Source organism: Dyadobacter sp. CY343 (assembly GCF_021390335.1).
Classification (GTDB): domain Bacteria; phylum Bacteroidota; class Bacteroidia; order Cytophagales; family Spirosomataceae; genus Dyadobacter.
Window position 1 is genome coordinate 245,593 of sequence record NZ_JAJUXK010000002.1, and the last position, 21,830, is coordinate 267,422.

Here is a 21,830-nt window from a genome sequence, read left to right on the forward strand (position 1 = left end):
AATAATACTCAGATTTAATTGGACTTTTGTCGGTGTAATCTCTATATTGAAATCCCTTTTTATCTTATCAACTCCAAATCTGAACATCTATGCTAGTACAACATGTAATGGGCAACAAGCCTGTCAATGCGATTTGGTCTGTCACGCAGGACAACACGGTGTTTGAGGCCCTTGAACTCATGGCCGCTAAAAACATCGGTGCAGTTTTGGTACTGGAAAATGATCTTCTGATCGGTATTTTTTCCGAGCGTGATTATGCGAGAAAAGTGATTTTGCAGGGAAGGGGATCGAGGGATACGCTGATCCGGGAAGTAATGACGAGCAAAGTGATCACGGTTGAGACAGACGATAAGATCGAGGAATGTATGCAGATCATGTCCGACAAGCATATTCGGCACTTACCTGTGAATCAGCACGGTAACCTGATCGGCATTATTTCAATCAACGATATTGTCTCTGCGATCATGCACGAGCAGAAAGAGCATATCAGCACATTGGAAAGCTACATTTCGGGAAGTCCGTATTCCTGATATTTTTCTTAAATAACATTTCAATCTTTTCAGAATAGGACCAATATCCTTAATGGAACAACTATGTCTTGGCAAATTTGACGGGATGGTTATCTTTGTTGCTTCAAAAATCCGGCATTGCAAACGATCAGTGAGGAAATAGGTAATCTTTTCGGCGGACAGGTTCGGGTGCGTGCTTGTGGTATTTGCGTTCAAAATGAGCAGGTTCTGCTGGTGCGACACGAAATGTACGGCGTTGACGAACCGTTTTGGAGTCCGCCAGGCGGTGGTATCCATTTTGGCGAAACTGCGGAGGCGGCCGTGAAAAGGGAGTTTGAAGAAGAAACTGGCTTGCAAGTGGAAATCGGGCAGTTGCTATTTGTTAATGAACATATTCAGGCGCCTTTGCATGCGATCGAGCTGTTTTTCGAGGTAAGTGTATCAGAAGGCAAACTAATAAAAGGAAGCGACCCTGAAATGTCGGAAGAGGGGCAGATAATCAGAGAAGTAAGGCTAATAAGCTGGGCCGAGATCAAATCTTTAAGAGCCAATCAGGTGCACAGCATTTTCTCATCTGTCGAATCGTTGCAGGACCTATTTAAAATAAAAGGATACATTTCGCCCAGGTAGGGCAGTAGTATCATTCCAAAGAAGTTATATCCGTTAATTGTGGCAAATTCTGAAAACCAGGTCATTGAAATCATTCCTACACTGCTTGTAGGCGATAATACATTCGACCCGGCGGCAATTCCTTCAAGTACATTATGCATTGAAATGGGCGAGCAAAACATTCGTTTCTGCATTGTCCGGGAGGAAAATATGGAAGTTATCTGGCTTGAAGATTATGCATTGGAGCAGACGCTGAGTCAGGAAGAAGTTTTTGAAAAGCTGAAAAGAATGTTCACCGGGCATTTGCTCTGGTCTTCCGAAGCCTGGAAAGCGGTTCGCGTTTCGGTCAACTCCAACCTATTTAGCCTGGTACCAAATGTGCTTTTTGATGCTGAGAAAATAGGGGAGTACCTGTCTTTTTCTTCCGGAAATCAGGTAACCGCCCAGGATATCGCACTCTACCACGACCTGCCGCTCGTGCATGCGAAGAACGTTTTCAGCATTCCGCGGCATTGGCACGAATGGATCATCAATCACTTCCGTTCTGCCAGCGTCAGTTTTTATCATTCCACCAGTCCGATCATCATCGGCGCGCTCGTAAGTCACGTGGAGCATCAGGAAGTAAGGGTTGCTTCTTTGTGTTTTGAAAAAGATATGTTCACGCTGGTTGTGAGTGAAAGCCAGCAGTTGATCCTTTGCAACCGGTTCAAATTCAAGGAAGTACAGGAAATGGCTTATATATTGCTGTTTACATTGGGGCAGCTGGGATATGAGCCGGAACAGATGAAGGTGGTTTGCTACGGCGACGTGAGTGTATCTGCGCCAGTATTCGAAGAGCTCTCTCATTATTTTCCCAGCTTAGAAATAGGCAGCCGGCCGACGACGCTCAAATACAGCAGTCAATGCGCGGAAGTGCCCGGTCACCGCTACTTCGGCCTTTTTAATACGTACCTCGTTTCATCATAACCCACTCTTCATATGGACCGCATTGCATTGTTTCCAGGCTCTTTCGACCCTTTTACAAGAGGACATCAGGATATCGTTCTCAGAGGTTTGCGGCTTTTTGATCAGGTAGTGATCGGGATCGGGAATAATGCAACCAAGAAACGGTATTTCCCACTGAATGTGATGAAGGAAATGATCGAGCGGACGTTTTCAAACGAGCAGAATGTGAAAGTAGTGACCTACGATGATCTCACCGCCCACGTAGCGCGGGAACTCGGTGCCACTTTCTTGCTGAGAGGTCTGCGAAATACCACCGATTTTGAATATGAAAATGGTATCTCGCAGGTTAACAGGTATTTGTATGAAGAAATTGAAACGGTTTTTCTGATCACTTCACCCGAATTGGCACCGATCAGTTCCAGCATCATCCGCGACCTGCATCGCTACGGACAAGGAGTAGACAATTTTCTTCCCTATTCGCTTTCAGAATTAGACCGCATTAATCCGCAAATCTGATCCAATTACGACTTTACATTGCGCTTTTTATTAAGGCTGTCAACCACAAATCGGATTGAACTGTAAGAATTGATCAGCAGCGCTTTTGCATCTGAGGGATTGTACCAGTCAAGCTTTTCGATTTGCTCTTCCACCTGCGGCTGCATTTTGGAATCGTCGATCGTTTCGCACAGATACCATTTTGTGCGTTTCAGAATGCGGTTGTTATTGAGTGTATAAGTATGCCAGGTTGTACAGATTTTGCTTTTTATTAATGACTTAACTCCTGTTTCCTCCTCTATTTCCCGAACTGCGGCAGTACGCGAATCTTCTCCTTTATCAAGCTTTCCTTTGGGCAGGTCCCACTTCTTGCGGCGGTACATAAAAAGCCACTTCCCGTCTTTAACCACTACACCGCCGGCAGCCTTGATCACTTTGTACTGGTCTTTAATCTTTTCCTCAATTTCCGCTTTTTCCTTTGCCGCCATCGTCACAGACAACATTTGCTTGGGGAAGTCTTTTTCGAGGAGTTGCAACATTTGCAAAACAGTTGTCGCATTGGAGTTGAGAAACAGGGTGTGCCCGGTCAACATACTTTTATGCAACTTTTCCAGCCTCAGATCAACAATGAGATCAAATTGGGAAGTCTCGGCCGAAAGCTGATTGGTCCGTACAATTTTGAATGGACGGTCGTCAAAAAAAATGGTCATTTTTCAAATGGTACGTGAATCAGCGTCAAAATTAAGTAAACTGTTTAGTTTAGACAGAGATTATTATTGATAAATTTGTACCCTATCAAATACACAGTTCTTGGAACTACTGATAATTTTATTGCTTGTGCTTCTCAACGGTATATTCTCCATGTCTGAGATAGCACTCGTTTCTTCCCGAAAATCACGGCTCGAAGCAGCGGCCAAAAATGGTGACGCCAGTGCAAAAGCAGCATTGAACCTCGCCAATTCACCCACCAGATTTTTATCGACAGTCCAGATTGGTATTACCTTGATCGGTTTGCTCACAGGTATGTACTCCGGGGATAATATCACCACCGATTTCGAGGCGCTGATTAACCAGGTGGACCTATTGCGACCTTACGGCCACTCGCTGGCAGTAGGTAGTGTATTGGTTTTCATCACTTACCTGTCGCTGGTGCTCGGAGAGCTGGTCCCGAAGCGAATTGGAATGTCAAATCCGGAAGGGATTTCCAAGGTAATGGCGACTCCGATGAACCTGCTTTCCAAAGTAACAGCACCATTTATTTCTCTTTTAGGCGTTTCCAGTGACCTCATTATCAAGGTACTAAATATCCGTCAGAGCGAGAATTCGGTGACAGAGGAAGAAATCAAAAGCCTGATCCAGGAGGGAACTTCGGGAGGCGTTTTTGAGGAAATAGAGCAGGAGATCGTGCACAATGTATTTCAGCTGGGCGACAGAAAAGTGACTTCTCTTATGACCAACCGACAGGAAATTATCTGGCTGGATCTGGAAGATACGGTGGAGGAAAATAAAGCCAAGATCTTCGAAAGCCGGCATTCCATCTATCCGGTTTGCCGCGGAACGGTCGATGACGTGGTGGGGCTGGTATATGTGAAAGATATGATCGCTACGGATATTGAGACGCAGCTGGCTACTTTAAATACCATCGTGCGTGACCCGGTTTACCTGCCCGAAAGTAACCGCGCGTATCAGGCGCTGGAAAAATTCAAAGAGCAGCGCGTCTATTTCGGTATTATCGTGGACGAATATGGCGGAATGTTGGGCATTTTGACGATGCACGATATTATGGATGCGCTGGTGGGGGATATTTCGGAAGATATTGAAGAAGCTTCTGAGATCGTGAAGCGCGAAGATGGTAGTTTTCTGGTCGATGCACAGCTTCCTTTTGACGATTTTCTGCAATACTTTAATATCAATATGCCGGAAAGCGAGCGGCGGGAGCTGGCAGGTTTTAATACGCTTGGAGGCTTTGTACTGCATATTTTGGAGAATATCCCCAAAACCGGTGAGCAGTTCAGCTGGAAGAATTTTGATTTCGAGGTGATTGATATGGACCGCAGCCGGATAGACAAGTTGTTAGTTGTAAATCATAATATAAAAGAGGAATCCGAAGATTAATATGTTAAACGGTACCGATATCAGTAAGCGGGTAGCAGAGCTCCTGCTCGAAGCGCAGGCAATCAAACTAAGTCCGGAAAAGCCTTTTCAATGGAGCTCCGGCTGGCTTTCACCTATTTATTGCGATAACCGCGTTGCGCTATGCTATCCCGATACCCGCACATTTATCAAAAAGGCACTTGCTGAAATAATTCGTGCTGAATATCCTGGTGCTCAGGCAGTTGTAGGGGTTGCAACCGGTGGAATCGCCCAGGGTGCATTAGTGGCCGATCTGCTTGAACTTCCCTTCGCCTACGTTCGTCCCGAGCCCAAAAAACATGGAATGGGCAACCAGATCGAGGGAAGGTTGGAAAAAGGTCAGTCACTGATTATTATTGAAGATCTGATCTCCACGGGAGGAAGCTCGCTGAAAGTAGTAGATGTGCTGCGGGAAGCTGGATATGAAGTGGCAGGAATGATCGCAATCTTCACTTATGGATTTGCGGCCGCAGAGAACAATTTCAAGGAAAAGAATGTGAAGCTGACCACGATCAGCAATTACAATGCGTTGATCGAAACGGCATTGGAGTTGAATTATGTATCAGCCTCACAAGTCGAAAGTTTAAGCGCCTGGCGCCAAGCGCCGGATCAGTGGGGGAAGTAGAAGTTGGCTATTAGCTGTTAGCCGTTAGCTGTTAGCCTTTTTTTAAGCTAAATCCCAAAGCCAACAGCTAAAAGCTAAAAGCTAATAGCCAATAGCCAATAGCCAAATAGCCCTTATCCCCGATGATTATCGAGCTTCTCGAACAATCCGCCGAAAGCTTCTTCTTTTACACCATCCGATTTCAAAAATTCATGCGGGAAGCCCAGTTCAATCCGGCTTACCGCATTTAATTTTTGTATAGCTTCCTCTGGTAATTTTAATTCAAGACAACCCAGCGAATCTTTAAGCTGCTGCTCTTTTGATGCGCCGATGATCGGTATCATTACCTGGTCACGATGCCGGGTCCAGTTGATCGCGACCTGCGCCGGCGTTACGCCCAGTTCAGCGGCAACATCTACCACAGTTTGTGCAATAATGCTACTGTGCACATTCCTTCTGGTGCTATGGTCAGGCACCCGACCCTTTTCTCCCCGCAAATATTTTCCTGTCAATGCGCCGCCGCCGATCGCTCCCCACGGGGTTACCGCGAGGTCAAGCGCTTTTGCCATTGGAAGCAGGTCGCGCTCGGGCGTGCGCTGTAATAGTGAATACTCAAATTGAATAGCGGCAAATGCATTCCAGCCGCGAAAATCGGCGATGGTATTGGCTTGCGAGACCACCCAGGCGGGCGTGTCCGAGATACCAATATAATGAACAATACCACGGCTGACCAGATCATCGAGACCGCGCATTACTTCTTCCACCGGGGTCGTATTGTCCCAAAGATGCACCCAAAGCAAGTCAATGTATTCGGTATTCAGTCTTTTCAGGCTGGCTGTGACCGACCGCATCATATTTTTCCGATGGTTACCAGCAAAATTCAGGTCATCGTTTCGGTCTTTCAAAGTGTATTTGGTAGATAAAACCCACCTGTCGCGGTCATTCTCGATAAATTCACCTACATATTTTTCAGATGAGCCTTCCGTATATCTGTTTGCTGTATCGACAAAATTGCCACCCGCATCGGCAAACGCTTCGAAAATCTTAAAGCTTTCATGTTTATCCGCTCCCCAGCCCCATTCTTTGCCAAAGGTCATGGTTCCCAGACAAACTTCGGATACTCTCAGGCCCGACCGGCCTAATAATTGATAACGCATATCAAACAAAATTAGATTTTAAGTAAAATATAACACTGAACGCTGATTGTACAGGGTTAATTTTTGTCTCCCAAAGTTATATCCTTACCAGTCAAATGTATTTATATTGTGCCAAAATTCGAATCTTTCCAACCCTGTTAAATGATAGATGTTTCTTATCCCTACTTCGATACAAATCTGAGTTGGCTGTCCAATAATTACCGTTTGCTGCTGGAAGCCAATGATGATTCGGTACCGGTGAGAGAACGCCTCCGTTTTCTTGGGATATATTCCTATCAGACCAAAGAATTTTTCCGGGTAAGGATTCCGGGCCTGTTGGCAATGGGGGAGGTGAGTAACGATATCAGGGCCAAGCTGAACATATTCCCCGAATCGCTGCTCGAACACGTCAGCGAAACGATTGAGAACCAGCTTCGTGAATTCAATGATATCCTCACCGGCAGTATCCTGCCCGCATTCAACGACCAGGGCGTGCATTTGCATTACCGGGAATCGTTTGCCGCTGAGCACTTACCGTTCCTGCGAAAGTTTTTTATAGATAAACTCTTTCGACATCTGCAACCCATTTTTCTGGATAGCAAGCGCGCATCGAAATCGACGATCTTTGAATCAAAACTGCTGTATCTCATTGTAAGACTGCAACATAAGGAAGACGCGGAAGAAGATTGGTATGCGACGGTCAATATACCTTCGGAAACTTTCGGGCGGTTTATTGAGCTTCCCGAACTAGATGGAAAACGGCAGGTTGCGTTTTTAGAAGACATAATCCGCGAAAACCTGTCGCTGCTCTTTCACGGTTTTAATGTGCTGGAAAGCTATACTTTACGTGTAGAGCGAGAGACCGAGCTTTCTATTGAGGATGAATACCCGATGCAAATAGCTCAGAGGATATTGAAACAGCTCGATAAACGGAATTTCGTTCAGCCTTTTCAGTATTTCTACGAGTCGGGAATGCCGCTTTATATGCGCGAATATCTCGTCAACAAAGTGGCAATTCCGATGAATGAATTCCACGAGCGCGGCGATTATCTTTTTTTGGAAGACTTCATCCGCTTCCCGGCACTTGGCAAGCGGCTCGAATACACGGTTCAGCGGCCGTTGCAAATCCCTGATTTTGAAGATAATACTTCCATATTTGAAGCAATTCAGAAAGGCGACCAGCTACTGCATCTGCCGTATCAATCGTACGAACCGATCGTGCGGTTTTTCAATGAAGCCGCAATCGATCCGCACGTAAGAGAAATCCACGTGTCGCTTTACAAGATCAGTCCGCATTCATTTATATTAAATTCCCTGATCAGTGCCGCCAGGAATGGGAAAAGGGTTACTACTTACGTGGAGCTCAATACCAAAATGGATATTCAGGAAAACCTGCAATGGTCGAGGAAAATGCGGGATGCCGGGGTCAAGATTATCCTGAGCGTGCCGGGTTTGAAGGTTCACGCGAAAATGGCGCTGGTCAAAAGGAAAGTGCAAAAAGGCTGGGAGCGTTATGCTTTTCTTGGTACCGGAGGGTTTTACAGATTGACTAGCCGCGAGATCGTCGACCACGCACTTTTAACCAATCACCGGGAACTGACGAACGAACTTGAACTTCTGTTCGGATATTTATCCACTCAGGATGAGCCTAAGAAATACAAATACCTTCCGTTCAACTATCTATTTGTCACGCAGTTTACATTACAAAAGCGCTTGATGGATTTGATCGATCGGGAAATCGCGAACTGCAATGCGGGACTGAAATCCTTTATTACAATCAAGATCAATCAATTACAGGATCATATTTTAATTGACAAACTTTATCAGGCCGGACAGGCAGGCGTTCCCGTACATGTGATGGTGAGCGAAAGCTGCGGTCTGATCTCCGGGTTGCCCTCGATCAGCGATAATATCGTGGTTAGCCGGCACGTAGACAGGTACACTGAGAACACGCGGATTTTCCATTTTGGTAACAGGGGGAACGATGAAATTTTTCTGAGCTCCTGCGATTGGACGCACCGGAACCTGCACAGACGTATCGATATATGCTTTCCGATCCTGGACGAACAGCTGAAAAACCAAATGCGGATCGTGCTAAGGAATTATGCGAATGACAATCAGAAATCAGTCCGGCTGGACCTTTATCAGAACAATCTTCGGATCAGTGACGATGGCCGTGGCAAGTTACGTGCGCAGGAAGTGAATTACCGTTTGGCAGAGAAAATAGAGAAGAGCGGCTTGATCCGCAGGGGAGAATAAACGCATTTTAAACCGGTTAAAAAAATTTTTTACAAGCAAAATTTTTCAATCGGTGTTCAGATTTCATGAGCGCACTTTGACAAATAAAATCGGGAAACTTGTCGTTTTTTTTGTGCGCAGGCAGCAAATGTCCCTTGAGCTGTAAGCTCTATATGGTTATATTTGAAAAGATATGTTTCTGACTCAATCATAAAAGAACTACTCACGCATGGGAATAGTAGAGCGAAGAGAACGACTTAAAATTCAGGTACGTTCCGACATCGTTAAAACAGCTAAAGACATTGCCCGAGAAGACGGATGGACTGCTGTCTCGATCCGTAAAATCGCCGACGTGATTGAATATAGTCCCCCAATTTTATACGAATATTTTGATAGCAAAGACAAGCTCCTGGAAGCAGTCCGTATGGAAGGTTTCGATCATCTGCAGAGCGAGTTTATCAAGATCAAGGGACATTTCAGTAATCCTCAAAAACAACTCGTAGAGGTCGCGCAAAGTATCTGGAACTTTTCAGTTGAAAATCCGGAGATATTTCAGGTAATGTTCAACCTGGAAGGAGCTTACTGCGATTCCAAAAAGGCTTTTTCGCAAGCGATGAGCATCAAAGGGAACCCGGTATGGGAAATGATCGCGGGCCTTCGTCCAAAATCCGCAGAAGGTGTTACCAAAACTTATTACGAATGGTGGTGCCTTACCTTTGGGTTTATTAGCATCACAATGATCACGCAACCGAGGTCTGCATTTGAGCATGCAGAACCAATTTATATGGAAGGTGTGCGGCGGTTTATCCGCAGCATTATGTAGCAGGAACAGTTTGAGGGCGTATCTCTATTTTGCTTTGGTGATAGACCTGAGAAAATGGAGGTACGCTTTTCACTAACCAGGCATTTCCGCCAATGATCGAATCGTGCCCGATCACGGTTTCTCCGCCTAGAATAGTCGCATTGGCATAAACCACCACATTGTCTTCAATCGTAGGATGCCGCTTGCGCGACGCAAGTGACTTGGACACGTGCGTAGCTCCCAAAGTAACTCCCTGATAAAGCTTCACATTATTACCAATATGTGTCGTTTCTCCTATCACGACGCCGGTTCCGTGATCAATAAAGAAGGAGCGGCCGATCACTGCATTCGGGTGAATATCTATTCCGGTCTGGCTGTGTGCAAACTCCGTGAGCATCCGAGGAAGCAACGGAATCCCGCATTGAGCAAACAAATGGGCGAACCTGTAAGTCGCTATCGCCATAAAACCAGGATACACAGAAATTACTTCTTCCAGACTGACAGACGCAGGATCATTATCGGTGATTGACTTTGCATCCGCAAGCAGCATTTCGTAGATATCAGGAATCCCACTGAATATCTCGTCCAGTATCTCGCCCTTTTCCTTCTCAAGTTGGGGCAATAGTGGCTGCAACATGTGGTCCAGCTCGTCCCGCAAATCCGCATATTTCATTGCCAGATCCTTAGAAGGGCAGTTAGGACAATCCTGGCTGATCGGAAAGAGAAAATTAATAAGGTTCTGAATGAAGTTCCCCGCATCGTGCCGTGAAGGAAGCTTGTAGCGGTATTTTTCATTCTGCTCGGTCAGGCGCAGGAAAAATGGGTCTTGGTGGCTGGTCGTCATTCAGAAATATATTAGGGTAATAGGCTGCGATCGCAGATAATACGGTTTTTTCACTAACAAAGAAACACTATGAAAAATTTAGTTCCGGCAATTTCTTTCAAAAAATCCATCCGGAGGTTTACTTTTTGTATACCTAAATAGTATATTAGAATATCCTGTGAATGAAATACCGCAACATTCTTACGCATGTCAAGTCTTAAATTCCTTCGGACACCCGTTCTGTTCATCGCCATTTCGCTGTCATTAAGCTCCTGTTTCTCAAGATATATCATCTCTGCAAAGCAGGTCAGAAAGCACTATGCGCAAAAAGATGTGAAACCTGTCGAGCGGATTATTAAGAATGATACACTTTCACTTTGCATTGCCAGTATAGGTTCTGATACGCTGCCTATGTTGCTTTTAATTCACGGTGCGCCCGGTTCTTTGTGGGGATATATGAACTTAATGGACGATGAGGACCTTCAAAAGCATTTTCATATTGTTTCGGTAGATAGGGTAGGTTATGGTAAATCCAGGCTGAAAAAGCGCCGGCACGTTACGTCGATTGCCACACAGGCGAATGCATTGCTTCCGGTTTTTGAGCTAAATAAGAGCAAGGAAAAAGTGACAGTCCTGGGTCGCTCTTACGGCGCGCCGATCGCAGCAAAGCTAGTTTCGCTGGTTCCGGAACAGGTGAAAGAGCTGGTTATGGTATCTCCGGTTATTGATCCGGAAAAGGAAAAATTCTATTGGTTTTCCAAATGGGGCAGGAATTCATTTATTCAACTTTTCCTTCCGAAACAGTTTAACACGGCTACTGCTGAAAAATACAGCCACTCCGACGAACTTAAAAAGCTGCTGCCGGTCTGGCAAAGTCTGCAAATCCCCACAACGGTTATTCAGGGTGGAAATGATTGGATTGCTGATCCTGCGAATATTGATTTTGCTAAAAAACACATTAAAAGTAAACGCGCCCAATACATTTTTCTCTATAATGCGGGCCACATGATCACCTACACGCATTTATCGATGATCAAGGAAATGCTTTTAAAAGGTCTTCTTTTCAAGGAAAAGATCAGCTCGCTGGACAGGGTTTCCGACGACGCTGCGATAACCGGAAACTGATTATCTCACCACCTTTTGCGTCACCGAGTCGGAAGCATTGTCAGCTTTGATAATGTAAACGCCGTGCGAAAGGTTACGCATATCAAAACGTTCCTGCACAGATATTTCGGGAGCTTGCGTCTTGGTTTCACGAACAATCCGACCATTCAGGTCAATCAACTGCAGCCTGATCACCGCCCTATTTTTGCTGTAAGCATTCACAGTTACAAAATCATCGGTCGGTACCGGATAAGCTTCCACAGCCATCGAAATTTCAGCGGAAGAAGTCTTAGGAATTGAGGTAATAGGGTTTCCGTATTCAGAAGATTCGTAGGGCGGGATTTCAACCGTTTCACCTGGCTTGTCAGTTACGTTGATTGTTCCTTCCCGGTAGCTTTCGGAAATCACGACGCCGCCGCGCCATTCTCTCACAACCATTGTAAACAGGTAATTACCAACAACTTCCGGCGCTTTCCATACCAGCTGGTTCAATGCAGGTTCAACTTTAAAGGTACCGTTTGCACTTATTTCGTTAGGAAATAAGTAAGTACGATCGGGCATTCTTACACCGCAGGAACCGGGCGATGGTTTGCTGATCCGCTCCACTTTCACCGAAATACTATCGCTGTCAGCCACAGTTGGTTTCAGATCGACTGAAAAAACCTGCCTCACGCCCGCATCGAAAGCCAGGTAGGGCAACACAGGAGTTGAATTTGCAACCTGCGTATCGATCACAGTCCAGATAAACATCGAAGTCACCTGCGAATTATCCAGGTTAAGCATACCACCCGTGCGGTTATCAACCGCTGCCGAAATTTGAAAAATACCTGTTGTCGGAAAAGTATATTGCTGTTCAAAATCCACGGCGATAATGCTCCGCGAGCCGGGGACCGGATTTGTGGTAGTTCTGGGGAGATTGCGCGTAGTTCCATTTCCCAGACATACCGTCACTTCCTGCATGGCATCTGCCGCGCCGCCACCCACTTGTGCATCCACATAAATCCGGACCTTAATATTATAAGTTTGCCCCGAAACGTGAGCCGCCATGATCTCGCCACCCTGCAAATGAGTGGCATAACTTGCGTTACAAAACAACGCGATCAGAAAGAAAATCCCGTAGATTGATTTCATAAAAGGAATAGGCGGCGTTAAGTTACTTAATGTAAACACAACGCAGGAAATGCACTTTTTTGTATGGTTGTAACCAGAAACAAATGCATAAAACTGCATTCTTTTTGTCTTAAAATTTTATACCGGAAAATGGGTCAGTCCTTATAAATGAGTACCTCGCGTGTTCCGTCGCTTTTGATGTAACCGCGGTACATTCCTTCGCTGTTAAATGGCATTGCAATATTCCCGTTCCTGTCGACCGCGATAATACCACCCTCGCCGCCCCGCTCGACGAGCTTCTTCATAACTACTTCATTGGAAGCGTCTTTCAGCGACATGCCTTTGTATTCCATCAATGCAGAAATATCATACGCAACCACTGATCGGATGAAATATTCCCCGTGGCCGGTCGCCGAAACTGCGCAAGTTGCATTGTTGGCATAAGTACCCGCTCCGATGATCGGAGCGTCGCCAACGCGTCCGTATTTCTTATTGGTCATTCCGCCGGTAGAAGTGCCGGCAGCGAGGTTACCGAACTTGTCCAGCGCCACACAGCCCACCGTCCCGAATTTTTTTCCTTCTGTAAATATCAACTCAGTGTCTTTCGCAAATCCCGTTTTGGGCGCTTTCTTCAATTGCTGTTTGTCTTTTGAATCATGGTCAAGCTCGGTTTTGTCAGCTTCCCTGGCCCGCAGCAATGCTTTATATCTTGATTCTGTGTAAAAATATTTTGGGTCAACGAGCTCGATTCCCTGTTGCTTGGCGAATTTCTCCGCGCCGGCGCCAGCCATCATGACGTGTTCAGATTTTTCCATCACTGCAATTGCAGCGCTGATCGGGTTTTTGATCGTAGTAACTCCGGCTATTGCGCCGGCTTTCATCGTCTTGCCTTCCATCACCGAAGCGTCGAGCTCATTTTTACCTTCATTTGTGAAAACAGCACCTTTGCCCGCATTGAAAAGCGGCGAATCTTCCATTACATGAATCGTAGCTTCTACCGCCTGAACGCTGGTACCGCCACTTTTCAGCACCGCATAACCTTTTTCCAAAGCGGTATTCAAAACATCCTTGTACGCTTTTTCCTGCTCCGGGCTCATATTCGACCGGGTTATGGTTCCTGCGCCGCCGTGGATTACCAACGTGATCTTATCTGAAAAATCCTGTGCGAACAGCGGCAGGTTTAATAGGGTCAAGAAGAGAATGCAGACCTTTTTCATGGATTCTTGCTTTGAGTGAGTTGTAAAATCTAATATAGTCAATATCTGTTGCACTCGAATTCCGCAGTAAAGCATATTATTGCAGGACTTTTAAAAAAGTGAAACTCAAATTAAGTCTCAGTAATTAAAACCAAGAATGAAAAAATTAAGCTATTTCCTAACCATCCTGGCCATTTCCACGCAGATCCTGTATGCGCAGGACAATGCCGGCTGGAAGTATAAGCAAGGCAAGATCGTTACGCCGTGGGCAGAAAAAGTATCGGCCGCCAATCCACATCCGGAGTATCCAAGACCGCAATTGATCCGTAGAAACTGGCAGAATATCAATGGATTGTGGAATTACTCAATCGTACCGCAATATGCCGGCGAAACCAAACCCGCCAGTTTTGAGGGAAAAATCCTGGTGCCTTTTGCGGTTGAATCTGCATTGTCAGGGGTGGGCAGAACTGTGGGAAAAGACAGTGTGCTTTGGTACAATCGGACAGTTGATTTTGCTCCGAAACTGAAAGACCAGCGCGTACTGCTACATTTCGGCGCAGTGGACTGGAAGTGTGAGGTATTCGTAAATGGAAAACCAGCCGGCTCGCATCAGGGCGGTTATGATCCTTTTTCATTTGATATTACTGACTTGCTGGTTAAAAAGAAGCAACAGGAAATCAGCGTGAGAGTATGGGACCCAAGCAGCGACGGACCGCAGCCAAGAGGCAAGCAGATCAAGAACCCGCATGCGATCTGGTACACGCCGGTGACGGGTATCTGGCAGACAGTTTGGCTGGAAACCGTGTCTGCAAGTCACATTACAAGTATTTTACCGGTTCCTGATATTGACAAGCAAATAGTGAATATCGGCCTGAAAGTGGAAGGCGCGAAAGAGGGGGATAAGGTGAAGGTTGTGGCTTTCGACGGTACTACCAAAGTTGCAGAGCAGGAAGCTGCGCCTAATGCAAACATCGCATTGTCAGTTCCAAATGCAAAGTTATGGTCGCCCGACAGCCCGTTTTTGTATGATCTGACTGTGACGATCACAAGAAACGGCAAAGTTGTGGACGAGGCGAAGAGCTACTTCGCAATGCGCAAAATCGCGATGCAGCCAGATCAGAACGGGATCCAGCGCATGACTTTGAACAATAAATTCCTTTTTCAATACGGTCCGCTTGACCAGGGCTGGTGGCCAGACGGTTTGTACACTGCGCCAAATGACGAAGCTTTAAAATTCGATATTGTTAAGACCAAAGAAATGGGTTTTAATATGATCAGAAAGCACGTAAAAGTGGAGCCGGCGAGATGGTACCGGTATTGCGACGAGCTTGGAATGCTGGTTTGGCAGGATATGCCGAGTGGCGATATGGGCAATAACTGGGAGCAGCGCCCGGGCATTACCGGCAATGAAACCGATCGCGACCGCACGCCGGAATCAGAAAAGATATTTAAAGACGAATGGAAAGCGATCATGGATGCCAACCGCTTTTTCCCATCTATCGTAATCTGGGTACCTTTCAATGAAGCGTGGGGCCAGTTCAAGACCGAGGAGATCACAAAATGGACGATGCAATACGATTCAAGCAGACTCGTAAACAGCGCGAGCGGCGGTAACTTCCATCCGGTGGGGCACATTATCGATATGCACAATTACCCCGAGCCTGTTATGCCGAGACCTGATCTTTTCGGTGCGAAGCAAATTATCGTTTTGGGTGAATTCGGCGGATTAGGACTTCCGGTGACTGGACATACCTGGCAGCAAAAAGACAACTGGGGATACCAAAGCTTTAAAACGCAGGAAGAACTTTACAACCGTTATGAAGGCATGATCAAAAAATTTGAGCCTTTGATCCGGAAAGGTTTGTCCGCGGCGGTTTACACACAAACCACTGACGTAGAGATCGAAACAAACGGTTTAATGACCTACGACCGTAAAGTAATCAAATTCCCGGAAGCCAAGCTGAAAGCGATTCATCAGCCTATTTATAATCCGGAGTTTGTGAAGATGAGGTAGGATTGGGAGAAGGGGAGGAAAGGGAGGAAGGAGAAACGGAGGAAGGAGAAACGGAGGAGGGAGAAGATTGAATATTAAATATTAAAAGACAAAAAGGGAAGAACGCAGGAATACCTGCTACTCTTCCCTTTCTATTTCCTTCCTCCCTTTCCTCCATCCTCCCTTTCCTCCGTTCCTCCTTCCTCCGCTCTAACCCTTCATCTGCGCTTCTACAACCGCGATAGCGACCATATTTACGATTTCGCGGACGGAGCTTCCTAGCTGTAACACGTGCACCGGCTTTTTAAGACCCAATAGGATCGGTCCGATGGTTTCCAGTTCGGCTGCTTCTTTCAGCAGGTTATAGGCGATGTTACTTGCCGAAAGATTTGGGAAAATCAAGGTATTCGCGCCGCCGTCGACGAGGTCGCTGAATGGGTGATTTTCTTTTAAAAGTGTTGTATTGAAAGCAAGGTGGGCCTGCATTTCTCCTTCTACCACCATTGTCGGATTTCTCTTTTTCAGGATAGCAGTGGCTTCCCGCATTTTTTCAGCATCGTGGCCAGCAGCACTACCGTAGTTGGCATACGTTACCAGTGCGATGCGGGGCGAAATATTAAAATGTCCCACTGCTTTTGCAGTCAGCTCTGTGATTTCCACGATCTCATCAACCGTAGGATCGAGATTGACCGTGGTATCGGAGAAGAAGAGCGGGCCTTTTGGTGTGAGCAGAATGTACATACCTGCTACCTTATTCACACCATCCTGCTTTCCGATCACGTGCAAAGCCGGGCGAATTGTGTCCGGGTAAGTGCGGGTTAAACCGGAAATAAATGCATCTGCTTCACCATTTTCGACCATCATCGAGCCGAAATAGCTTTTGAAATAGATCGTCCTTCTCGCTTCGATCGGCGTAAGTCCTTTCCGCTGACGTTTTTCGTACAGTTTAGCAGCGTACGTATCGATCATGTGCTCATTTTCTTCAGCACGCGGATCCACGATTGCTACGTCTCCCAGGTCAAGCTTGCTTTCTCTGATCAAATGCTGAATCGTCTCTTTACTACCGAGTAGGATCGGTATCGCAATTCCTTCATCCCGAACCTGTTGCGCTGCACGTAATACCTGAATATTCTCTGCATCAGCAAAAACAACCCTTTTTGGTGCAAGCTTCGCCTTGTTCAGGATTACTCTTGAGATCTGCTCATTGCGACCCAGGCGACTTGAAAGTTCCTGCTCGTAAGCGTCCCAATCCGTGATATGCGTGCGCGCCACGCCGGTTTCCATCGCTGCTTTTGCAACCGCCGGGGCTACCGTAGTGAGCAGGCGCGGATCGACGGGTTTTGGTATGATGTAATTTTTACCAAAAACGATATTCGTCTCATTATAAGCCAGGTTGACAATATCCGGAACGGGCTTGGTCGCCAGATCCGCCAGTGCATGAACCGCAGCCAGCTTCATTTCTTCATTGATTTCCGTGGCCCTAACATCCAGCGCGCCGCGGAAAATGTATGGAAACCCGAGTACGTTATTCACCTGGTTAGGATAGTCAGAACGGCCGGTGGCCATAATTACATCTTCCCGCGCTTCTACTGCATCAGGATAAGGTATTTCGGGATTTGGATTGGCCATAGCAAGCACGATCGGATCTTTCGCCATCGATTTCACCATGTCTTTAGAAACTATATCAGCTGTTGAGAGTCCAAGGAAAATATCAGCACCAACCATCGCAGCATCGAGCGAATCAAATTCCAGATCAGTCGCAAACTGCTTTTTCATCTCACTCAAATCCGTGCGGCCGTTGTGAATATGTCCTTTTGTATCAAACATCGCCACATTCTGAGGATTGACACCCAGCGATATATAAAGTTTTGTACAGGAGACAGCAGAAGCGCCAGCGCCGGAGACCACCACTCTGATTTCGCCAATATTCTTGTTGACAAGTTTCAAAGCATTCAGCATCGCGGCTGCACTGATAATCGCAGTTCCGTGCTGGTCATCGTGCATGACCGGAATATTGAGTTCCTTTTTAAGACGGGCTTCAATTTCAAAACATTCAGGCGCCTTGATATCTTCCAGGTTAATACCGCCAAATGTTGGTTCCAGAATTTTGACAGTCCGGACAAATTCGTCGACATCCTTGGTATTCAATTCGATATCAAAAACGTCAATATCTGCGTAAATCTTGAATAGCAAACCCTTTCCTTCCATGACAGGCTTGGAAGCTTCCGGACCGATATCGCCCAGCCCAAGAACAGCCGTTCCGTTACTGATTACAGCAACCAAATTGCCTTTGGCAGTATACAAATATGCATTTTCAACATTTTCGGCGATTTCAAGGCAAGGCTCTGCTACTCCGGGAGAGTAGGCCAGCGAAAGGTCCCGCTGAGTGCTTGTTTCCTTGGTTGGAATTACCTGGATTTTCCCAGGTCTGCCCTTCGAGTGGTAATATAGCGCGTCTTCTTTTCTGATCTTTTTGTTCATACCTGTATAGCAATTATTTCGTGCTAAGGTACAAACATTAGGTTCATGCCAATGAATTTTGCGGAGCTATTCACTGCAAATTCCCCGGCGCAGGGGTCAGAAATCGCGCATTGTGTTGCCTGATGAAGGCACATCTTCTTTCTTGAAAGAGGGACTATTTACCAATTTTTTCCTTGCTTTGACGGTCACGATCCTTCTTTTGAGAATATGTGCAAAAAGCATGTAGGCCCCGAACATCGCGATATAAATGTAAAGCGAGGCAGTATTTGTAATGTCCCCGTGAAATGCGAAGAACAGTGCGGTATTCGTAATGGTCACCATCCAAAGTGAGAACGATGCCCAGAAGTGGTTTAGCCCGTTGTCCAGGAGAATATGGTGCATGTGATTGCGGTCGGCCACAAACGGGGAACCGCCTTTAAATATGCGGACAATGAATACCCGGAGCGTGTCAAATATCGGAACGATCAGCAATACCATCACGATGATCGGTGCATTGAAATATGCATTCGGATCGTGCAGGTAGCCCACATTCAGCGACAGAAATTCAACTGAGAATATTGAAAGCAGGTAACCGACGATCAGCGACCCGGTATCGCCCATGAAGATCTTGCTTGTTTTTGAAAAGTTAAACCTTAAAAAACCCAGCAACGAACCCGACATAGCGAATGCGAGGCAGCCGAAAGAAAAGTGGTCGTTGAGTATGAACCAGATACCAAACCCGAGTCCGGCAATTAAACTAATGCCGCCCGCCAGTCCGTCAATCCCGTCGATCAGGTTGATCGCATTGATGATCGCGATAAATATGAAAACGGTAAGTGGAATGCTGACATAGTCAGCTACTGCGTGAATGCCGAAGATCCCGTAAAAATTATCAACCTTAAAATTCCCCATCGCCACTAATATCAGCGAAGCGAAAATTTGAATGATCAGCTTTTTGGTAGGGTCAACTGCAAGGATATCATCTTTGATGCCGAGAAAAAACAAAATGATCACGCCCGTCATCGCGAGACTGATCAGATTGGAATCGAGAATGTTTTCAGAGTGTGGCCAGAGAAAGTAGGCGATCAGTGTGGCTGCGAAAATGGCAATACCACCAAGTGTGGGCGTTTCAGTTTCGTGTGAGCTGCGGAAACCTGGTTTTGCCGTAAGATGCAGCAGGTTAGACAGGTTAATGATAATAGGTATGGAGATTATCGACAGAAAACAAGCGATCAGAAACGAAAGGAGGCATTGGTACACATCGTGGTGGATGATGTTGCTGAAGTTTCCTTCACTTAATATCTGAAGAGGTAACTTTAAATCCATAGTGTCTGCCTTATTTATGAAGTGTAAAGAGGAAAATTCTAGTCAAATGACGTAAATTTTGTAAATATAGGAAATATCCAAGTCACCGAAATGCAAAATATTTACTGAACGTCAGGATCAGGTCTTTTTTAAAGCCTGATAAATTGAAAGATTTTCCTGATTGGTTTTAGCCACAATGTGTAAAATTTTGGAGTTAATTCATTTGTTCTCCATGCTTTAAGATCATTTCGGTTTGCCTGAATCCTGTTTTTAAACGAACTGTTACTGACCCCGCCGCTCCGCATTTTAACCAGTACCTTGGGCAGGTAGCCAATCTTGATTTCTGCTTTGTGTACAAATCTCAGCATCAGCTCATAATCTGCCGCACTTCCCAGATCCAGTCGGAACTTGCCGAGCCTGTCGTACAACTCCCGGCGCACAAAAAACGTAGGGTGTGGCGGCATCCAGCCATTCAAAAACGAACCTTTCTGATATAGTCCCGAAGTCCATTTCCTTTTTACTATTGATCCGTTTGTAAAGTCTACGTATTCCAAATCCCCGTAACAAGCTTCATAGTTACCCGATTTCATCAGTTCGACTACCTCGGAAATAACGGTTGAGAATGCGTAAAAATCGTCTGCATTTAGTATTCCGATTATTTCACCGGATGCTAATTGTATGCCTTTGTTCATGGCATCGTAAATTCCAGCGTCTTTTTCGCTGACGAATTTGCTGACTTTCCCTTCGAAAGATTTCACAATATCCTGCGTTCCGTCTTTCGAATTTCCGTCCACGACAATGTATTCGATATCAGGATAATCCTGATTTACAATCGATTCAATGCATTGGCGGATCGTGGCTGCTCCGTTATAGACAACCGTCAGTATACTTACTTTCAATGGTTTATTATTCTTGTTTTAATGTATCTGGCAGGATTTCCCTGATAAATTCCGTCTGCATCGAGATTGGTAGTAGCGACAGAATTGACTGTTAATACTGCGTGCGACCCAACTTTTACACCCGGACAAACTGTCGCTTTCGCGCCGATCCACGCGCCTTTTTCAATGATAATCGGCTTCACGATCAGGTCAAATGCGCTCTTCGAATAATTATGGTTTCCGGTTAAAAGCATGCAACCCTGTGATAAGCAGACGTTTGATTCGATTGTCACCATAGTGAGGTTGTCGATCCACACATTTTCACCGATCCAGGTATGGTCGCCGATTTGCAGGAACCAGGGATATTTGATGTTCACTTTTGGCTTGATCACAACCCCGTTTCCAATCTTTGCACCGAACATTCTCAGGATACTATTCTTGAAGCCGGAGGGGTAAGGCAAATGCGTGTGTACAAACAGGCGGCCTGTGAAATACCAGAGTAATTGTTTCACAAAACTGCCGGGCTTGTACCAGCTATTGTCATACTTTGACAGATCGGTTTGGGTTTTTAAGGTCTTTTCCATATTCCGTTCTGAAATGTTCCATGATCTGCTCCTTGTCCTTCCCGGCCCGGTAATACACTTCGTATATCTTCGCGTCGACGAGGAAGCGGTACCAGAATCCTTGTAAAAAATGCCAGATAATACCCTTCAAACCGTCCAGAAAACCAAGTTTTAGAAAATACCGGTAACTGAAATAAATGAATGGCCGGGTAAATAGCGGCATTTTTGAGTATTTCACTTTAAGATAACGCGTCCGCTGTTCCTGCGTTCCCCAGAACTTCGGATCGACGGTCGGCTTGCTATCAAAATTATATTTAATGTTCAATAAATCAATGACTTCCCTTATTGCATAATTGTTATGCTTTTGGGTCCACCAGGTCAGGTTATTGAGGTTATGATCGACGATATCGTTTTTCAGATTTTCGACCGTTCCGCTGCTGAGCTTGATATGTTCGTCCATCCACAATTCCTCGCAGGTACCGATCCCGCGGCGCCAGATCCGCAGCAGCCAGATCGGGTAGTAGCCTCCGCGACGGATCCATTTGTCCATAAATATCACGCGGCGCTTTACATACAAACCGGAAACACCCGCGGAAACCTGGCCGAGGGAGGCTTTCAGTTCGTTTGCGAGTTCGGTCGTAATGTATTCGTCGGCGTCCATCCGCATCAGCCAGGCTGTTTGGAACGGATTATTCGCAATGCCAAAATTGAATTGGAAGGAATAGGAGACCCAGGGATTCTGGATCACAGTTGCGCCGAGATTTTCGGCTATTGAAACCGTATCGTCCGTTGAAAAAGAATCGACGATAAAAATCTTGTCGGTTACCTGCTGAAGACTTTGAATGCAACGTCCGATGTGCTTCGATTCATTGTGTGTCAGTATAATGACGGATAAATCAATCATATCCAGTGTGTAACGTTTCGGAC

20 protein-coding genes are annotated in these 21,830 nt (G+C 45.8%); 10 read left to right on the forward strand and 10 right to left on the reverse strand.

Annotated elements, in window-relative coordinates; all coding sequences use genetic code 11:
- Positions 1 to 89 precede the first annotated feature (89 nt).
- The 4 genes from LZG94_RS07585 (at position 90) to coaD (ending at position 2,579) form a co-directional block, all read left to right on the forward strand.
- Positions 90 to 530: a CBS domain-containing protein gene (locus tag LZG94_RS07585; protein WP_233791325.1), complete on the forward strand. Its 441-nt coding sequence runs from the start codon at positions 90 to 92 to the stop codon at positions 528 to 530.
- A 117-nt stretch (positions 531 to 647) separates the two neighbouring features.
- Positions 648 to 1,139: an NUDIX domain-containing protein gene (locus LZG94_RS07590; protein WP_233791326.1), complete on the forward strand. Its 492-nt coding sequence runs from the start codon at positions 648 to 650 to the stop codon at positions 1,137 to 1,139.
- A 39-nt stretch (positions 1,140 to 1,178) separates the two neighbouring features.
- Positions 1,179 to 2,084 (forward strand): DUF3822 family protein, encoded by a 906-nt coding sequence (locus LZG94_RS07595; RefSeq protein WP_233791327.1) that lies wholly within the window; start codon positions 1,179 to 1,181, stop codon positions 2,082 to 2,084.
- A 12-nt stretch (positions 2,085 to 2,096) separates the two neighbouring features.
- Entirely contained in the window at positions 2,097 to 2,579 is a 483-nt protein-coding gene (gene coaD / locus LZG94_RS07600) for a pantetheine-phosphate adenylyltransferase (RefSeq protein WP_215232839.1), read from the forward strand.
- Between the two features lie 5 nt (positions 2,580 to 2,584).
- Here coaD and LZG94_RS07605 read toward each other — a convergent pair whose 3' ends face one another.
- Positions 2,585 to 3,268, reverse strand: coding sequence for an NUDIX hydrolase (locus tag LZG94_RS07605; protein ID WP_233791328.1), 684 nt, complete (start codon positions 3,266 to 3,268; stop codon positions 2,585 to 2,587).
- A gap of 151 nt (positions 3,269 to 3,419) precedes the next feature.
- Here LZG94_RS07605 and LZG94_RS07610 point away from each other — a divergent pair, with 151 nt between their 5' ends.
- Both LZG94_RS07610 and pyrE read left to right on the forward strand, forming a co-directional pair.
- The gene (locus tag LZG94_RS07610; RefSeq protein WP_229254574.1) at positions 3,420 to 4,673 is read left to right on the forward strand and encodes a hemolysin family protein; all 1,254 of its coding nucleotides are present in this window, start codon (positions 3,420 to 3,422) and stop codon (positions 4,671 to 4,673) included.
- 1 nt (position 4,674) lies between these two features.
- Positions 4,675 to 5,316 carry an orotate phosphoribosyltransferase gene (gene pyrE / locus LZG94_RS07615; RefSeq protein WP_233791329.1) on the forward strand — a complete coding sequence of 214 codons (642 nt, stop codon included), beginning with the start codon at positions 4,675 to 4,677 and terminating at the stop codon, positions 5,314 to 5,316.
- Positions 5,317 to 5,429: 113 nt separating this feature from the next.
- Here the strand turns inward: pyrE and LZG94_RS07620 are convergent, their stop codons facing one another.
- A complete protein-coding gene (locus tag LZG94_RS07620; protein WP_233791330.1) occupies positions 5,430 to 6,452 on the reverse strand; it encodes an aldo/keto reductase in 1,023 nt (340 codons plus the stop codon).
- Between the two features lie 141 nt (positions 6,453 to 6,593).
- On the opposite strand from LZG94_RS07620, the gene ppk1 reads away from it, so the two are divergent.
- Both ppk1 and LZG94_RS07630 read left to right on the forward strand, forming a co-directional pair.
- On the forward strand, positions 6,594 to 8,690 hold the full coding sequence (gene ppk1 / locus LZG94_RS07625) for a polyphosphate kinase 1 (RefSeq protein ID WP_233791331.1): 2,097 nt from the start codon (positions 6,594 to 6,596) through the stop codon (positions 8,688 to 8,690).
- Between the two features lie 208 nt (positions 8,691 to 8,898).
- Positions 8,899 to 9,492, forward strand: coding sequence for a TetR/AcrR family transcriptional regulator (locus LZG94_RS07630; protein ID WP_215232845.1), 594 nt, complete (start codon positions 8,899 to 8,901; stop codon positions 9,490 to 9,492).
- On the opposite strand, the gene epsC is transcribed toward LZG94_RS07630, so the two are convergent.
- A complete protein-coding gene (gene epsC, locus LZG94_RS07635) occupies positions 9,485 to 10,315 on the reverse strand; it encodes a serine O-acetyltransferase EpsC (protein WP_233791332.1) in 831 nt (276 codons plus the stop codon). The two genes, LZG94_RS07630 and epsC, sit on opposite strands and share 8 nt — an antisense overlap.
- Positions 10,316 to 10,501: 186 nt before the next feature.
- Here epsC and LZG94_RS07640 point away from each other — a divergent pair, with 186 nt between their 5' ends.
- Complete coding sequence (locus LZG94_RS07640) at positions 10,502 to 11,419, forward strand: alpha/beta fold hydrolase (protein ID WP_233791333.1); 918 nt, start codon at positions 10,502 to 10,504, stop codon at positions 11,417 to 11,419.
- On the opposite strand, the gene LZG94_RS07645 is transcribed toward LZG94_RS07640, so the two are convergent.
- Positions 11,420 to 12,529, reverse strand: a complete 1,110-nt coding sequence (locus LZG94_RS07645; RefSeq protein WP_233791334.1) for a T9SS type A sorting domain-containing protein — start codon at positions 12,527 to 12,529, stop codon at positions 11,420 to 11,422.
- 134 nt (positions 12,530 to 12,663) lie between these two features.
- Complete coding sequence (locus LZG94_RS07650; RefSeq protein ID WP_233791335.1) at positions 12,664 to 13,725, reverse strand: isoaspartyl peptidase/L-asparaginase family protein; 1,062 nt, start codon at positions 13,723 to 13,725, stop codon at positions 12,664 to 12,666.
- Between the two features lie 136 nt (positions 13,726 to 13,861).
- Here LZG94_RS07650 and LZG94_RS07655 point away from each other — a divergent pair, with 136 nt between their 5' ends.
- On the forward strand, positions 13,862 to 15,718 hold the full coding sequence (locus LZG94_RS07655; protein WP_233791336.1) for a glycoside hydrolase family 2 protein: 1,857 nt from the start codon (positions 13,862 to 13,864) through the stop codon (positions 15,716 to 15,718).
- Between the two features lie 189 nt (positions 15,719 to 15,907).
- On the opposite strand, the gene LZG94_RS07660 is transcribed toward LZG94_RS07655, so the two are convergent.
- The 5 genes from LZG94_RS07660 to LZG94_RS07680 all read right to left on the reverse strand — a co-directional run bounded on the left by LZG94_RS07660 (position 15,908) and on the right by LZG94_RS07680 (position 21,807).
- Complete coding sequence (locus LZG94_RS07660; protein ID WP_233791337.1) at positions 15,908 to 18,178, reverse strand: NADP-dependent malic enzyme; 2,271 nt, start codon at positions 18,176 to 18,178, stop codon at positions 15,908 to 15,910.
- Positions 18,179 to 18,274: 96 nt separating this feature from the next.
- Entirely contained in the window at positions 18,275 to 19,483 is a 1,209-nt protein-coding gene (locus LZG94_RS07665) for an MraY family glycosyltransferase (RefSeq protein WP_215232852.1), read from the reverse strand.
- Between the two features lie 128 nt (positions 19,484 to 19,611).
- Positions 19,612 to 20,361 (reverse strand): glycosyltransferase family 2 protein, encoded by a 750-nt coding sequence (locus tag LZG94_RS07670; protein ID WP_233791338.1) that lies wholly within the window; start codon positions 20,359 to 20,361, stop codon positions 19,612 to 19,614.
- Positions 20,358 to 20,924, reverse strand: a complete 567-nt coding sequence (locus tag LZG94_RS07675) for a putative colanic acid biosynthesis acetyltransferase (protein WP_233791339.1) — start codon at positions 20,922 to 20,924, stop codon at positions 20,358 to 20,360. Before LZG94_RS07675 ends, LZG94_RS07670 begins: the two co-directional genes overlap by 4 nt.
- Entirely contained in the window at positions 20,881 to 21,807 is a 927-nt protein-coding gene (locus LZG94_RS07680; RefSeq protein ID WP_215232855.1) for a glycosyltransferase family 2 protein, read from the reverse strand. The genes LZG94_RS07675 and LZG94_RS07680 overlap by 44 nt, the downstream gene beginning before the upstream one ends.
- Positions 21,808 to 21,830 lie beyond the last annotated feature (23 nt).

What these genes read in the sequence shown, in the direction of transcription:
- LZG94_RS07605 (WP_233791328.1), bottom strand. Translation starts at nt 3,268, where the DNA reads ATGACCATTTTTTTTGACGACCGTCCATTCAAAATTGTACGGACCAAT.
- LZG94_RS07630 (WP_215232845.1), top strand. Translation starts at nt 8,899, where the DNA reads ATGGGAATAGTAGAGCGAAGAGAACGACTTAAAATTCAGGTACGTTCC.
- LZG94_RS07655 (WP_233791336.1), top strand. Translation starts at nt 13,862, where the DNA reads ATGAAAAAATTAAGCTATTTCCTAACCATCCTGGCCATTTCCACGCAG.
- epsC (WP_233791332.1), bottom strand. Translation starts at nt 10,315, where the DNA reads ATGACGACCAGCCACCAAGACCCATTTTTCCTGCGCCTGACCGAGCAG.
- coaD (WP_215232839.1), top strand. Translation starts at nt 2,097, where the DNA reads ATGGACCGCATTGCATTGTTTCCAGGCTCTTTCGACCCTTTTACAAGA.
- LZG94_RS07660 (WP_233791337.1), bottom strand. Translation starts at nt 18,178, where the DNA reads ATGAACAAAAAGATCAGAAAAGAAGACGCGCTATATTACCACTCGAAG.
- pyrE (WP_233791329.1), top strand. Translation starts at nt 4,675, where the DNA reads ATGTTAAACGGTACCGATATCAGTAAGCGGGTAGCAGAGCTCCTGCTC.
- LZG94_RS07610 (WP_229254574.1), top strand. Translation starts at nt 3,420, where the DNA reads ATGTCTGAGATAGCACTCGTTTCTTCCCGAAAATCACGGCTCGAAGCA.
- LZG94_RS07675 (WP_233791339.1), bottom strand. Translation starts at nt 20,924, where the DNA reads ATGGAAAAGACCTTAAAAACCCAAACCGATCTGTCAAAGTATGACAAT.
- LZG94_RS07645 (WP_233791334.1), bottom strand. Translation starts at nt 12,529, where the DNA reads ATGAAATCAATCTACGGGATTTTCTTTCTGATCGCGTTGTTTTGTAAC.
- LZG94_RS07665 (WP_215232852.1), bottom strand. Translation starts at nt 19,483, where the DNA reads ATGGATTTAAAGTTACCTCTTCAGATATTAAGTGAAGGAAACTTCAGC.
- LZG94_RS07680 (WP_215232855.1), bottom strand. Translation starts at nt 21,807, where the DNA reads ATGATTGATTTATCCGTCATTATACTGACACACAATGAATCGAAGCAC.
- LZG94_RS07640 (WP_233791333.1), top strand. Translation starts at nt 10,502, where the DNA reads ATGTCAAGTCTTAAATTCCTTCGGACACCCGTTCTGTTCATCGCCATT.
- ppk1 (WP_233791331.1), top strand. Translation starts at nt 6,594, where the DNA reads ATGATAGATGTTTCTTATCCCTACTTCGATACAAATCTGAGTTGGCTG.
- LZG94_RS07620 (WP_233791330.1), bottom strand. Translation starts at nt 6,452, where the DNA reads ATGCGTTATCAATTATTAGGCCGGTCGGGCCTGAGAGTATCCGAAGTT.
- LZG94_RS07650 (WP_233791335.1), bottom strand. Translation starts at nt 13,725, where the DNA reads ATGAAAAAGGTCTGCATTCTCTTCTTGACCCTATTAAACCTGCCGCTG.
- LZG94_RS07585 (WP_233791325.1), top strand. Translation starts at nt 90, where the DNA reads ATGCTAGTACAACATGTAATGGGCAACAAGCCTGTCAATGCGATTTGG.